Annotated in this window: 12 protein-coding genes; 6 read left to right on the top strand and 6 right to left on the bottom strand. The window is 64.3% G+C overall.

Translation table 11 applies throughout. The annotated features are described in order from the left end of the window. Positions 1–207: 207 nt before the first annotated feature. Entirely contained in the window at positions 208–1,167 is a 960-nt protein-coding gene (locus ACVJ5M_RS10960) for a sialic acid TRAP transporter substrate-binding protein SiaP (protein ID WP_071917185.1), read from the bottom strand. Between the two features lie 89 nt (positions 1,168–1,256). Next, entirely contained in the window at positions 1,257–2,066 is an 810-nt protein-coding gene (locus ACVJ5M_RS10955; protein WP_354097161.1) for a FadR/GntR family transcriptional regulator, read from the bottom strand. Positions 2,067–2,212: 146 nt separating this feature from the next. Between ACVJ5M_RS10955 and ACVJ5M_RS10950 the strand changes: the two genes are divergently transcribed. Both ACVJ5M_RS10950 and ACVJ5M_RS10945 read left to right on the top strand, forming a co-directional pair. After that, on the top strand, positions 2,213–3,697 hold the full coding sequence (locus tag ACVJ5M_RS10950; protein ID WP_231143341.1) for a mannitol dehydrogenase family protein: 1,485 nt from the start codon (positions 2,213–2,215) through the stop codon (positions 3,695–3,697). A gap of 98 nt (positions 3,698–3,795) precedes the next feature. After that, positions 3,796–4,203 carry a nuclear transport factor 2 family protein gene (locus ACVJ5M_RS10945; protein WP_208089555.1) on the top strand — a complete coding sequence of 136 codons (408 nt, stop codon included), beginning with the start codon at positions 3,796–3,798 and terminating at the stop codon, positions 4,201–4,203. A gap of 24 nt (positions 4,204–4,227) precedes the next feature. Here ACVJ5M_RS10945 and ACVJ5M_RS10940 read toward each other — a convergent pair whose 3' ends face one another. Continuing rightward, positions 4,228–4,983, bottom strand: coding sequence for an HAD family hydrolase (locus ACVJ5M_RS10940; RefSeq protein WP_354097160.1), 756 nt, complete (start codon positions 4,981–4,983; stop codon positions 4,228–4,230). Positions 4,984–5,126: 143 nt separating this feature from the next. On the opposite strand from ACVJ5M_RS10940, the gene ACVJ5M_RS10935 reads away from it, so the two are divergent. Next, on the top strand, positions 5,127–5,975 hold the full coding sequence (locus ACVJ5M_RS10935; RefSeq protein ID WP_354097159.1) for an SDR family oxidoreductase: 849 nt from the start codon (positions 5,127–5,129) through the stop codon (positions 5,973–5,975). 121 nt (positions 5,976–6,096) lie between these two features. Continuing rightward, on the top strand, positions 6,097–7,365 hold the full coding sequence (locus tag ACVJ5M_RS10930) for a serine hydrolase domain-containing protein (RefSeq protein WP_231143345.1): 1,269 nt from the start codon (positions 6,097–6,099) through the stop codon (positions 7,363–7,365). 58 nt (positions 7,366–7,423) lie between these two features. Here ACVJ5M_RS10930 and ACVJ5M_RS10925 read toward each other — a convergent pair whose 3' ends face one another. Both ACVJ5M_RS10925 and ACVJ5M_RS10920 read right to left on the bottom strand, forming a co-directional pair. Continuing rightward, complete coding sequence (locus ACVJ5M_RS10925) at positions 7,424–8,311, bottom strand: dienelactone hydrolase family protein (RefSeq protein WP_354097157.1); 888 nt, start codon at positions 8,309–8,311, stop codon at positions 7,424–7,426. A 101-nt stretch (positions 8,312–8,412) separates the two neighbouring features. Beyond that, positions 8,413–9,639 (bottom strand): MFS transporter, encoded by a 1,227-nt coding sequence (locus tag ACVJ5M_RS10920; protein WP_245328637.1) that lies wholly within the window; start codon positions 9,637–9,639, stop codon positions 8,413–8,415. Between the two features lie 547 nt (positions 9,640–10,186). Between ACVJ5M_RS10920 and ACVJ5M_RS10915 the strand changes: the two genes are divergently transcribed. Continuing rightward, positions 10,187–10,768, top strand: a complete 582-nt coding sequence (locus tag ACVJ5M_RS10915) for a MarR family winged helix-turn-helix transcriptional regulator (RefSeq protein ID WP_028147146.1) — start codon at positions 10,187–10,189, stop codon at positions 10,766–10,768. A gap of 14 nt (positions 10,769–10,782) precedes the next feature. Here the strand turns inward: ACVJ5M_RS10915 and ACVJ5M_RS10910 are convergent, their stop codons facing one another. Beyond that, a complete protein-coding gene (locus ACVJ5M_RS10910) occupies positions 10,783–11,715 on the bottom strand; it encodes a hypothetical protein (protein WP_063981321.1) in 933 nt (310 codons plus the stop codon). 817 nt (positions 11,716–12,532) lie between these two features. Here ACVJ5M_RS10910 and ACVJ5M_RS10905 point away from each other — a divergent pair. Further along, entirely contained in the window at positions 12,533–13,303 is a 771-nt protein-coding gene (locus ACVJ5M_RS10905; RefSeq protein ID WP_231145403.1) for a response regulator transcription factor, read from the top strand. The last annotated feature ends 110 nt before the right edge of the window (positions 13,304–13,413 follow it).

The following is a 13,413-nucleotide window of genomic DNA, read 5'->3' as shown; positions in this document are numbered from 1 at the left end:
TCATTCCGGGGTGACTCGAAGAGCCGAACCCGGAACGACGACTTAGTTCTACGAACTCCGCTCCTCATCCTGAGGAGCTTGCGAAGCAAGCGTCTCGAAGGATGGCCTCGGGCGACGCCTGAGCGACATCCGGGCCTTCATGGTTCGCCCGGCGATGCGAAGCATCGTCCGGAGCGCGCTTCGCGCTCCTCACCATGAGGGTCTCAGTTATTTCACCGCCTGAATGCGTTCCCAGTCGGCCTTGCGATAACCGAAGGTCTCGAACGCAACGTTCTTCAGCACGATGTCGCGGAACTCGTTCTTGTCGACCTCGGTCACGGTCAGTCCCTTCTCCTTGAAGAAGGAAACCAGCTTGGCCTCGTTCTGCTTGATCTCCGCGGTCGCCTTCGCAGCGGCCTCCTGCGCGACGTCGGTGAAGATCTTCTTGTCCTCGTCGCTGAGCTTCTTCCAGAGCGCGCCCGCCACCACCGTGTTGAGGTGGTCGACGATGTGGCCGGTCAGCACGATGTGCTTCTGCACTTCGTAGAACTTCTTGGCCTCGATCGTGGTCAGCGGGTTCTCCTGCGCCTCGACGGTGCCGTTCTGAAGCGCGAGATAGACTTCGGCGAACGCGATCGGCGCGGTGTTGGCGCCGCAGGCGCGCGGCATCGCCAGATAGGCCGGAACGTCGGGCACGCGCATCTTGAGGCCCTTGAGGTCGGCGCAAGTCTTGATCGGTTTGTTCGACGAGGTCTGGCGCACGCCGTAATAGGTCACCGCGACGATGTGGTGGCCGCTCTTGTCCTCATAGCCCTTGGCGAGCTCCTTGAAGATGTCGCTCTTGGTGTAGGCAAGGAGATGGTCGGCGTCGCGGAAGGTGTAGGGATAGTAGGTCACGCCGATCGGCGGGAAGCTCTTGGCCGCGAAGCTCGAGCCGGAGATGATGATGTCGACCGAGCCGAGCGAGAGGCCCTGGTTGATGTCGGCTTCCTTGCCGAGCTGCGACGCCGGATAAACGTCCACGGTATAGCGCCCGTTGGTGCGCTTGCCGATCTCCTGCGCGGCCCAGACCGAGGCGGTGTGGAACGGCTCCGAGGTCTCGTAGACATGGGCCCATTTGAGCTTGGTCTGCGCCATGCCGGGATTGGTCGCCGCGAACATCGCCGCGACCGAAGTCGCCAGCACCATCGTCATCTTCTTCAACACTGACTTATCCTCCACTGACTAAAGTCTGCTTCTTGTTCACCCGCCCCAAAACCGGGACGAGCCGCCCAATCTCATCGTCGCCGCGCGTTGCCGCTTTTGGCCTGCGTCTTCGCGCGTTTTGGTTTTGCCGGTTTCGCCGGCGTGCGCGCGACCCGGCCTCGCTCCGCGGGCGATCCCGCGGCGGTCTCGGCACCAAAGTTCTGCGCAAAGCGCTCCTGCGAGCGCGCTAAGTGCTTGCGCATGGCCTCACGGGCAGTGTCCGGATCGTGCGCCGCAATCGCGTCACGCACGGCGCAGTGCTCGTCGAGCGCAGTGCGCCAGGTGCCCGGGCTCTCGAAGTAATGTGCAAGCTGCGCGAAATAGGGATTGAGGCGCTGGTCAAACAGCTCGCCGACCACGCGCACCAGCACGGCATTGCCGAGACTGCCGGCGATCGCGACGTGGAAGGCACGGTCGTGCACCATCGAGGCCTCGCCGGGATGCTCGACATTCTCCATGGCGACAAGCGACGCATCGATGCGGGCGATATCGTCCTTGGTCGCCACGCGCGCGGCCTGCTCGGCGATCGCGCTTTCGAGGAATTCGCGGGCGCGCAAGAGCTCGAACGGGCCTTCGATGCCGGCGGCCGGAAGCGCTGGCGCGGCGTCCGCTGGCTCGGTCACATAGATGCCGGAGCCGACGCGAATGCGGACACGGCCCTCGACCTCGAGCGCGATCAGGGCTTCGCGCACCGTCGGCCGCGAGATCTTGAGCTGCTCGGCGAGTTCCCGTTCGGTCGGCAAGCGGCTGCCGACCGCGTACTCGCCGCTGTCGATCAGGCTTCGCAATTGATCGGCGACCTGGCGGTAAAGCCGTCTCGCCTCCACAGCTTCCAGCGGCACGCTGGCCTCCCCGAAAGGGTCTCGCCGGGAAGCATCGCGTCCCGGCGGCCCGCCAATTTTGGAAAATTGGTCTTACCAATTGACCGAAGCATTGACCGAAGACAGGGGCCATGTCAAGCAGCGGCCAAACACAGGGAGAGACGACCATGCGCCATGATTCAACGCGTCTTGGCCGCGCCAATCTCGACCGGCTGCCGCCCGCCATCCGCCGCCCGGCCTATGACCGCTCGCGCGTTACGCCCGGCATCGTGCATCTGGGCCTGGGCGCATTTCATCGCGCCCATCAGGCTGTGGTCATCGACGATTGCCTTGCCGCAGGCAGCTCGTCCTGGGGCATCGTCGGCGCGAGCCTGCGCAGCCCGGATACGCGCGACGCCCTCGCCCCGCAGGATCATCTCTACACTGTCGCCGTACGTGCCGCCGAAGGCACCGAACACCGCGTCATCGGCGCGCTGCTCGACAGCGTCGTCGCGCGCGAGAAGCCGGCAGCACTGGTCGAGCGGATGGCCGATCCCGCCATTCGCATCGTCTCGCTGACGGTCACCGAGAAGGGCTATTGCCACACGCCGCAGACCGGCGATCTCGACGAGCGCCATCCGGATGTCGTGCACGATCTCAACAATTTTGACGCGCCGCGCTCGGCGCCCGGCTTCATCGTCGCTGCACTGGCGCGCCGGCGCGCACAGGGTCTAGCGCCCTTCACCGTGCTGTGCTGCGACAACCTCGCCGCCAACGGCCACACCGTGCAGCGGATCGTGACGCAGTTCGCCGCGCTCCGCTCGAAGGACCTCGGCAAGTGGATCGCCGATAGTACCGCCTTCCCATCGACGATGGTCGACCGCATCGTGCCGGAGACGACGGACGCCGACCGGGATGCGGTCTCGAACGCGCTCGGCATGCGCGACGCCTGGCCTGTGATGACCGAGCCGTTCGCGCAATGGGTGGTCGAGGACCGCTTCACAGCGGGGCGGCCCGATTTCGCCGCCGCCGGTGTCGAGCTCGTCACCGACGTCAAGCCGTTCGAGCTGATGAAGCTGCGACTGCTCAACGCCAGCCATTCGGCGCTGGCCTATCTCGGTTATCTCGCGGGCTACGAGACCATCGCCGACACCATGCTGGATCCGCATTTCGCCCGTCTCGCCGCGCAGGTGATGGAAGAGGCCGCGGTGACGCTGACGATGCCTGTTGGCACCGATCTCGCCGCCTATCGCACCTCGCTGCTCAAGCGCTTCGCCAATCCGGCGCTGCATCACCGCACCTGGCAGATCGCGATGGACGGCTCGCAAAAGCTTCCGCAGCGCCTGCTCGGCGCGATGCAGGATCGCCTGCGCAACAACCTGCCGATTGCGACGCATGCGCTCGCGGTGGCCGGCTGGATGCGCTACGTCACCGCACGCGACGAGCAGGGCCGCGCCATCGACGTTCGCGATCCGCTCGCCGCCGAGTTCGCCGCGCTGGCGCGCGAGGCGGGTCCCGTCGCCGAACGGCTCGCGCCCGCATTGCTCGGGGTCGAGAAAGTGTTCGGACCGCTGGGCACCGAGCCGCGCCTGCGCGAGGCCGTGACCACGGCGCTCGGCCGTCTTTATAAGGATGGTGCGCGGCGGGCGGTGGAGACATTTGTCTCGGCGTGACCACAAAGCAGGCAATGCTGCACTGCGGTCCAAATCGAACGCAAAGTCGGACGGAAGTCGCGCTTGATTTTTGCCTGCCATTGCCCCACCCGAGAGGCATGGCAAAGGACAATAAGGTCATCGCCGCGAACGCGGCCTTCTACGCCGCCTTTTCAACGGGCGACTTCGACGGAATGGAGCGGATGTGGGCGGATGACGACGCCATTTCCTGCATCCATCCCGGCTGGCCGGCCATCATCGGCCGAGCCACGGTGATCGGCAGCTGGCGCGACATCCTGCAAAATCCGGAGCGGCCGCAGATCGTTTGCGCCGAACCGCAGGCGATCGTCGACGGCGACAGCGCGCGCGTGCTCTGCATCGAGATCGTCGACGGCACCGCTTTGGCCGCGGCCAACCATTTTCGCCGTGTCGGCGACGGCTGGCGGCTGGTGCACCACCAGTCGAGCCCAATCGCGCAGATTGTCGAGCAGGCTGAAGACGATAGAACGAGCCACCGCGTCCACTGACTGCGGCGGGCCGGCCGGCGCTTTCTACTGTGCATGGGGTTGTTTTTCAGTTTTTTGTTTTGAGCCCCCGAGTTCCGACAAATCGTCCAGCACGACCTGCGCCGCACTGAAATCATCGTCCCGAAAGAACATGCTCCTGGTGATGAGCACCGGAATGTTCGCCCGCGAGGCCGCGATCAGACCGTTGCGGGAATCCTCGATCGCGACGCAGTCGGCTGCGCCCAGATTCAGCCGCGCCAGGGTTTCCAGATAGACATCCGGCGCCGGCTTCTTGTGGCGGACATCGTCGCCGGCGATGACCGCATCAAAATCCGCCGCCCAGCGCGTTCCCAGCGCTTGCGACAGCAGCGCATCGATATTGCCGTGCGAGGTGGTGGTCGCGATCGCGAGCCGTTGGCCACGGGCCCTCGCGGCGGTGAGCAGGTCCGCCACACCGGGCCTCAAGGGGCAGCAGCCGGTTTCGATCAGCTCGGCGTAATGCGCGGTCTTGATGCGGTGAAGGGCTGCGATATCGGCATCCGGCAATGGCGGCGCGACCTGCAGCCTCGCGTGAAAGGCGCGCATGCGCTCCTTGCCGCCGGTGACACGCAGCAGCTCCTTGTAGACGGCCCGGTCCCACTGCCAGTCGAGGCCGTGACGGACGAAGGCATGGTTGAAGGCCCGCCGATGCAGCTCCTCGGTTTCGGCCAGCGTGCCGTCGACATCGAAGATCAGCGCGGCGGCGCGCCCGATCAACTCCGCGGCACCGCATGGCACTGCGGCCGGCGCTTCTGCCTGCATGACCGACACCTCCCTCCTGACAAGCGAGCATCGCGTGCCCTGGCGGCCGAGTAAAATTGCAATATCTTTTGCCGGACCCAAAAATCCCTTATGAGCGAACGGCGCGCAGTTCGCGCGAGCGGGAACTCCAGCACGGCAGGCGCATGCGGCTCTTCATCCTCGGCCTCGGCTACAGTGCCCGGCATTTCGTCGGCCAATTCGGCGGCGCCTTCTCGCATATCGCCGGCACCGTGCGCGATCCCGGCAAGCGAAACGACCTTGCCGATATCGAGGTGCACACCTTTTCCGGCAGCAGTCCGGCCCGCGAGGTGGTCGAGCGAGTCCGCGACGCCGATGTCCTTCTCATATCGATCCCGCCCGGCAGCGCGGGCGACCCCGCAGTTACGGCCCTTGGCGACGCGCTCGCGAGCCGGCGGCGGAAGATCGTCTATCTCTCCACCATCGGCGTCTATGGCGATCACGCAGGCCGCTGGGTTGACGAGAGCACGCCGCCGCAGGCCACCCTCGACCGCACGCGCACGCGCGTTGCGGCGGAGCAAGCCTGGACCGCCACGGCGCGCGGCGACGTCGCGATCCTGCGGCTTGCGGGCATCTACGGTCCCGGCCGCAACGCGCTGGTGACGCTGCGGGCGGGGACGGCCCGGCGCATCATCAAGCCGGGACAGGTCTTCAACCGCATCCACGCCGACGACATCGCGAGCGCGATCATGGCCGCGGTGAAGCACAGTGACGGCGGCACCTGGAACGTCTGCGACGACGAGCCGGCGCCGCCGCAGGATGTGATCGCTTATGCGGCGAAACTGATGGACCTTGCGCCGCCGCCCGAAGAGCCGTTCGAGATTGCCGAGATGTCGGCGATGGCCCGCAGCTTCTATGCCAGCAGTGCCCGGGTCTCCAACGCGAAACTGAAGCACGAGCTCGGTGTCACGCTTGCCCATCCGACCTATCGGCATGGCCTGGATGCGCTGTGGCACACCGGGCAAGGGCGATAGGTTCCGGTTATCTCCGACGCGTCCCAGACATGCCCCACCCGCGCTTGACTTCGCTCAGGCGCAGCCGTGATCTAGCCGCTCGGCGAGCCACCACAGAACGAGCTCGCCTTGGGAGGATGCAATGAACAAGACGATCGCCATGATCGCGACGGCGGCTGCCGTCATCACGTTCGGTACGGCGCGCGCCGCACCACTGCCCGAAGCCAACCCTGATGACGCCGGTTTCTCGAAGCAGGGTCTCGAGCGGCTCGACAGCTTCTTCGCGCGCGAGATCGCCGCCAAGCGCGTCCCCGGTGCCGTCGTCGCGGTGGCACGGGACGGCAAGCTCGTGCACTACAAGGCTTACGGCATGCTCGATCCCGACAAGGGCACGCCGATGCCGGTTGACGCGATCTTCGCGCTGGCCTCGATGACCAAGCCGATGGCGGCGGTCGCCGGCCTGACGCTGATGGAGAAAGGCCAGTTGCCGCTCCAGGCCAAGCTGTCCGACTACTATCCAGGCTTTGCCGACATGAAGGTCGGCGCGACCGAGGCCAATGGCTCGCTCAAGCTCGAACCGCAGGCCTCCCCGATCTTTATCCACGATCTCTACCGGCATACGTCCGGATTGATGTATGGCGGCCGCCCCGACTCATCGAGCCCGGTGGCGCGGCAATACCCCGATGGCGTCGCCCCGGCGGTGGAAGGCGACACTGAGGCCTTCATCGGCCGCATCACGAAACTGCCGCTGGCACATCAGCCCTCGACCGAGTTCGAATACGGCTTCTCGATCGACGTGCTCGGCGCCGTCGTCGAGAAGGTCAGCGAGCAGAGGCTCGGCGACTATCTCGCCGCCAATGTGTGGCAGCCGCTCGGCATGAAGGACGCGACCTTCCACCCGACCGACGCACAGCGCCCTCGCCTCGCCCGCCCGTTTGCCAACGATCCGCTGACCGGGAAGCCGCAAGCCATCAAGCTGCTGGACACCCCGACCAAGTTCGATTGCGGCGGCGCCTGCTCATTCGCGACGATGGGCGATTACATCCGCTTCGGCCAGATGCTGCTCAACGGCGGCGAGCTCGACGGCCAGCGCATTCTTTCCCCGAAGACCGTGCATCACATGACGACCAACCACCTCGGTCCCGAGATCAAGAACAATGTGGCGAACATCGAGCCGCATCGCGCCGGCTTCGGCTTTGGTCTCGCGGTCGCGGTCCGGACCAGCGAGGGGCTGTCGTCGGTTCCCGGTAATCCCGGCGAGTTCACCTGGAACGGCGCCTACGGGACGCAGTTCTTCTGCGATCCCAAGGAGCGTCTCGTCGTGGTGGTGGGAACGGCGGCGCCGGGCGAGCTCAGGAAATACTATCGCGAGCAGGTGCAGGACATCGTCTATGGCGCGATGGTGAAGTGAGACCGGCGCGCTGGAATAGAAAGGGCGGCCGCTCAGGCCGCCCTTTGCGAATCTGGCGTCAGCTCAACACGCCGTACCTCTTGAACCAGGCCTGGGCCTGCTTCCAGGCGTCTTCCGCCGCATCCTTGCGATAGCTGCCGCGATAGTCGGCATGGAAGCCGTGCGGCGCCTGCGGATAGATCTTGAATTCGGCGATCTTCTTGTCCTGCTCAAGCGTCGCCTTGAACTGCTCGACCTGGGCCACGGGAATGCCGGTATCGGCGCCGCCATAGAGGCCGAGCACCGGCGCCTTCATCTCGGGGGCGAGCTGAAGCGGGCTCTTCGGCCACACCGGATTGGCGGGATCGACCGGCGCACCGTAGAACGCGACACCAGCCTTGAGGGTGCCGCTGTGGGCGGCGTATTCCCAGACATTGCGGCCACCCCGGCAGAAGCCGATGATGCCTAGCTTCGTGGTGTCGCCGCCTTGCGATCCCGCCCACGCCACCGTCGCATCGAGATCGGACAGCAGCTCGGCGTCCGGCTTGGCATTGACGACCGGCAGCAGATCCTTGATGTCGGTGACCTTGGTGAGATCGACACCCTTGCGGAAATAATAGTCGGGCGCGACCGCGAAGGCGCCGAGCTTGGCGAGGCGCCGTGTCACATCCTTGATGTATTCGTGCAGGCCGAAAATCTCCATCGCCACGATGATCACCGGCGCCTTGGTGTTGCCGGCCGGGCGCGCGAAATAGGCAGGCATCTCTTCGGAGCCGACCTTGATCCTGGTGTCGCCAGCCTGGAGGCCGCCGGTATCTGTCGTGATGATTTCGGCACGGACCGGACCGGCCGCAAGCGTGTAGCCGGCAGCGACGGCCGCGGTGGCGCTCATGAATCCGCGGCGCGAGACCGGCGCGACTTTCGTCAGCCCGACGACGTCGGATGTCATGGTGGTTTCGAAGCTCATCGGTCGATCCTTCCTGATGCTGGGCCCTGATTCCTCAGGCGGCGCATTCGCCGATAATTGCCGGCGAAACGCAAATCACCAGCCTGCGAGCATGTTCGCGTTCAGGCCAAGCCCTGACGTCTTTTCACCGGCGCCGTTTCGGGCATCAGGCTCATTGCGACAAGTCCGACGATCGCCGCAAGCAGGAGGTACCAGGCCGGTGCCAGCGGATTGCCGGTGACGTGGAGGAGCCAGGTGACCACGAGCTGCGCCGTACCTCCGAAGCTCGCGATCGCCACCGCGTAGACGGTCGCGAACACGCCTCCGCGGATGTTCTGGGGCAGCGCTTCGGTGAAGGTCGCATAGAACGCGGTGAACGGCAGCGAGCCGATGATCGATAGCACACCGAAGCCGATCAGGAGCGACAGCGCGCCCGGTGCATGGACGATCCACAGGAAGGTCGGATAGGTGAGCAGGAGGGTTGCGAGCTGCGGCCAGATCATGATCGGCTTACGGCCGAGACGATCGGCGAGCCATCCGCCGACCAGTGCGCCGACGAACTGAATGCCGTTGCTGACGAGCGACACGGCGAAAGCCAGCGTCGACGACACGTGCAGGGTATTCTGCGCATAAGTCGTCATGTATTGCGTGACATAGGTCGAGATCGTTCCGCTGGCCAGGATCATCAACGCCAGCGCGATGATGCCGAGGTGACGCCGGGCCTGCGAGAGGTGACCTGTGCGCTCTTTCGCTGCGACACCGGCATCGGCATGCGGAATCGTCTCGGGCAGTGTCCGCCGCATCCAGAGCCCGAACGGCAGGCAGACGGCCCCGATCAGGAACGCCACCCGCCAGCCGTAGGAGTCCAGCATCTCCGGCGCCATGGTCGTGCTCAGGATGACGCCGACCAGCGCGCCGGCGGTCGCCGCGATCTCCTGGCTCGCCGGCTGCCATGCCACGACCAGCGCCCGATGCTCGAGCGGGGCAATCTCGAGAAGATAGGCGGTGGTCGGTCCGACCTCGCCGCCGAGGGCGAAGCCCTGCACCATGCGCGCCGCAATCACGATGATGGGCGCGGCGACGCCGATCATGCGATAGGACGGCGTGAGCGCGATGGTCAGGATAGCAGCTCCCATCAACGCAAAGCTCAGCAGCATGGCGGGCCGCCGGCCGATCCGGTCGGAATAGATGCCGAGCACGATCCCGCCGATCGGCCGCGTCACGAAGCCGGCCCCGAACGTCGCCAGCGACAGCATCAGGCTGCCGTACTCGCTTCCGGTCGGGAAGAAGGTATGGCCGATCTGGATGGCGAAGAAGCTGTAGGTAATGAAGTCGTAGAATTCGAGCATGTTGCCGATGGTGGCTGCGAATGCTGCTCGTTTGACGTTGAACGGCGCCGCTTGCTCAATTCCCAACGACACTTTGACTTCCCTGGATTCGCTCGTTTGCCAGACTTAACCGTCCGGCTGCATTGCGTCGCAACATCCATTAACCGAAAGAGAGGGTTCTCTCCCGGCCAGCCACATCGCCAGGCGTTGCCGGTGATGCGCCCTTTTGCGTATTCGAAACTCCAGGCCGCAACAAATGGGCCTCGCAGTGGCGACAATGACACATCATGTTGCTCAGGCGTCGCACATCACCGTCAATTCACGTGCAAGCTCTCGTGATTTGATTGAAATTTTCAGAAGAGTTGAGCCGTGCGATTTACTCGAACTTTCTGTGTGACGCTCTAGTTCCACGGCCGGAAGTTCCATCTGCACAACGGATGCAACTTCCCGAGCGCGGTCCCTCCATCCGGCAACGGACGAAGAATCGCCCGAGAACTTTCATTCTCGTCCACCCAGATTGCGCTACCAAAGGCTCAATTGAATAAAGCTTGTCCGACCTGGAACTGAAATGATTTTAGCTCGCGAAGCGATTGAATTGTTGGGACAGATGGCCCGCATCCTGTGGTTCGAAGGCACCAAGCATGGCTTGCGCGACCGCGAATGGATGGCCCTGCGCTTTCTCTCCCGCGCCAACCGTTTCTCGCGGACGCCCTCGGCGCTCGCGAGCTACGTCGGCACCACGCGCGGCACCGCCTCTTTCATCATCGGCGAACTCGAGCGGCTCGGATATCTGGAGCGAAAGCGCTCCGCGACGGACAAGCGATCGGTGACGCTGAGCGTGACGCAGCAGGGCAAGAAGTTCCTGGTGCGCGACCCCATCAGCGTTCTCCTCGAGCCGATCGCCGTCCTCGACGACGAGGCCAAGATCCGCTTTCGCGACACGCTCCGGCACGTGCTCGATCAGGCGGACGCGGCCGAGCAGCGGCACCATACCGACGTCTGCAAGCGATGCATCTTCCTGCGCGAAGATCGCACCGCCACGGACGGCAAGCCCGGCGCCGCCGAGTTCAGCTGCCGCCTGTTTCGCGCGCCGATCGCCGAGGCGGAGATCGATCTGCTATGCACCAGCTTCGAGCATCATCGCCAATAGGAGGCGGCCCTCGATCACGGCGTCGCCTTGCGTGACGAGTAGATGACGCCGCCGCTGGACTCCACGACCAGACGGCCGTTCTCGTTCTTGATCTCTTCGATGCGGCCAAGCCCGGGTACCTGCTGTCCAAGCACGGCCTCGATGACGCCGTTCGGACCTTGCAGGATCGCAATTCCCTCATAGGCCTGGCGGACCGACCAGCCCTTGACCACCTTGCGCGGCGCCGACGGAGGAACCGAACCCGTGATCTCGGGCGCGGCAACCGAGGCCATCATCGGCATCGTCTGCGAGGGCGGCTGCGAGGCGACGGCCGCCGGCGCCGGCGCTTGCGCCTGAGCCTGGGCGAGCTTGTCCAGCTTCACCGTCGAGGACGAACTCACCCGCTCGATACGGTCCAGATTCTCGGCGAACCTGCCGAAGCGATCGTTGGTCGCCTTGCTCGACTGATCGACCGCGGTGCGCAGGCCGTCGAGATTTTCGGACACGCCCGACACCTGCTTGCGCAGCAGCGCGACAGTCTCGCGCAGATTCCTGATCTCCGTATTGGCGGCCACGTTGCTTTGGGCCGGCTGCGTGGTGAGATAGGCGATCACGCCGGTGCAGGCGCAGACCACCAGGATCGCAGCGACCGCCAGTGTTGCGAGCGGCGCGACCCATGTCGGACGCGGCGGCGGCGGCTTGGCCACGATCACGGCCGGCTTCATCACGGTCGGCGCAGGCTTCGGTATCGCCATCTTGTCGAGGCGCGCCTTGGCGCGAATACGCTTCAGCCCCTCGAGCGCCTCTTTCGCCAGGGTCTCGTCGTTCGCCGCAGCCGACACACGCTTCGCGCTTGCAGCGGGCTTGGCCGTCTGTGTCGTGTTTGTATCGCGCGCATCCGGAGCCGGCTTCGCCGCCGCGGAAACATCAGCGGTCGCGTTGGGACGAGCTTGTCCATCGGACAACATGTGAAAATGCTCCGTTCGGTTCGATCTATCGAACGGTGAAGTTATTTGCCGAAGCTTGCCTGAAACGTGCGCAGCGAAAACTTTTCATCGCGCCCGATGCGACGTCGCATGAGTCAAAAGCGTCATGGACGTGGCGAGAGTGCGACTCGAAAGACACACACTCGCCAAGATTTCGCCAAGCTGGAGTCGCCGCGCCATACATGAGTCGAATTGTCGCATGGGGAAACACCAGCAGGAGAGTCAATCCCGGGTTGAAAACCCCGCTATGCGGATGACCCGCAGCGCCGCGCAAAATAGCTGTGATTACGCGGGGATGCGGAACTTTAGAAACGTTACGGTGCAAAACTAGTTCGATTATCAAATCAACTGATGCGATCGAGCATACAAAGAAACAACCAGAAACGAATCAACAGCATCAAACACGCATAGCAACCGCTTTGCTGCGCGCGCTTGATCGGAAATCGGCAATTGTTACGGTCCTACTCAAGTGATTCTCGCCAGTTGGCGAGGAGATCGACACAGTTCAGGTGCGTTCGGACGCAATCGGCAAGTTGGCGCAACTGTTCTAGGTCTGTCTCAATCCGCTCCGCGAGGTGATCCGTAAGACACCCGCCGAGCCTCACGCAGTAAGCGTTCAGTATCGAGTCGATGTAGCAGGCCTGCACACGCAGGCACTGAATGCGTAGGGCTGCCCGCGAATATCGAAACCATAATAACGGTTCGCGGGATGGAAATATCGTCAAACAGCATGGTTGCCGAGCCGGGCATCACAACAACCATCCGGCCGCAACAAGTGCGAAACAGGGGCGAAAGACTAATGTATATTATCGTTGATGATCGCGAGAGCGTCACGAACAGCTACGTTGGAGGGCTCGTTCGCGAAGGTGTATCGTCGATCGGCTTCTCCTCCGGAGAATTCTGGGACTGGCTGCAATCTGCGAGCGAACCGGATCTGGCGGCGGTCGACGCCTTTCTCCTCGGGGATTGCGATGCCCGCGGAAGCCTGCCTCGGGCGATGCGCAAGCGCTCCTCGGCGCCCATCATCGCCATGAGCGGCCAGAAGATGCTCAAGAACACGCTTGAGCTGTTCGAATCGGGTGTCGACGACGTCGTCCATGTACCGATTCACCTGCGCGAGATCCTCGCCCGAACGGCCGCAATCGCGCGCCGCCGGGTGGGCGAGCTGCCGAGGCCCTGCGAGACCAGGATCCAGGTCTTCTTCAACGGACGTGACCCCGAGATCGCGGGCCACGCTCTCACCCTGCCCCGCCGCGAGCTGCGCATTCTCGAGTATATGGTCAGCAACCACGGCAAGTGGATCACCAAGACGCAGATTTTCAACGCGGTCTACGGCATCTTCGAGTCGACCTTCGACGAGAGCGTGATCGAGAGCCACGTCAGCAAGCTGCGCAAGAAACTCCGCGACCGCCTCGGCTTCGACGCGATCGTGGCCCGGCGCTACGTCGGATACCGCCTCAACATCCCTGCCGGCGAGACCATCGACGTGCCGATGCAGGAACTCGACGAGGTCGGGATCCTCCTGAACAGGGCACATTCCGCCCCGGCGGCGTACCCGGCCGGAAACTGACGCGGCAGGGCACCGCCACAAAAACGACAACGGCCTCTGCGGAGTACCCTTCGCAGAGGCCGTTGCACTTTCAGCGGCAGGGATGGCGGAACAGCGGCCTCGCGATGCCG

This window comes from Bradyrhizobium sp. S3.7.6, from assembly GCF_054061875.1.
The sequence above is the reverse complement of the archived record's forward strand: the minus strand, read 5'-3'. Positions and strand labels throughout refer to the sequence as shown.

What these genes read in the sequence shown, in the direction of transcription:
- ACVJ5M_RS10960 (WP_071917185.1), bottom strand. Translation starts at nt 1,167, where the DNA reads ATGGTGCTGGCGACTTCGGTCGCGGCGATGTTCGCGGCGACCAATCCC.
- ACVJ5M_RS10950 (WP_231143341.1), top strand. Translation starts at nt 2,213, where the DNA reads ATGCGCCATGATTCAACGCGTCTTGGCCGCGCCAATCTCGACCGGCTG.
- ACVJ5M_RS10945 (WP_208089555.1), top strand. Translation starts at nt 3,796, where the DNA reads ATGGCAAAGGACAATAAGGTCATCGCCGCGAACGCGGCCTTCTACGCC.
- ACVJ5M_RS10940 (WP_354097160.1), bottom strand. Translation starts at nt 4,983, where the DNA reads ATGCAGGCAGAAGCGCCGGCCGCAGTGCCATGCGGTGCCGCGGAGTTG.
- ACVJ5M_RS10935 (WP_354097159.1), top strand. Translation starts at nt 5,127, where the DNA reads ATGCGGCTCTTCATCCTCGGCCTCGGCTACAGTGCCCGGCATTTCGTC.
- ACVJ5M_RS10930 (WP_231143345.1), top strand. Translation starts at nt 6,097, where the DNA reads ATGAACAAGACGATCGCCATGATCGCGACGGCGGCTGCCGTCATCACG.
- ACVJ5M_RS10925 (WP_354097157.1), bottom strand. Translation starts at nt 8,311, where the DNA reads ATGAGCTTCGAAACCACCATGACATCCGACGTCGTCGGGCTGACGAAA.
- ACVJ5M_RS10920 (WP_245328637.1), bottom strand. Translation starts at nt 9,639, where the DNA reads ATGCTCGAATTCTACGACTTCATTACCTACAGCTTCTTCGCCATCCAG.
- ACVJ5M_RS10915 (WP_028147146.1), top strand. Translation starts at nt 10,187, where the DNA reads ATGATTTTAGCTCGCGAAGCGATTGAATTGTTGGGACAGATGGCCCGC.
- ACVJ5M_RS10910 (WP_063981321.1), bottom strand. Translation starts at nt 11,715, where the DNA reads ATGTTGTCCGATGGACAAGCTCGTCCCAACGCGACCGCTGATGTTTCC.
- ACVJ5M_RS10905 (WP_231145403.1), top strand. Translation starts at nt 12,533, where the DNA reads ATGTATATTATCGTTGATGATCGCGAGAGCGTCACGAACAGCTACGTT.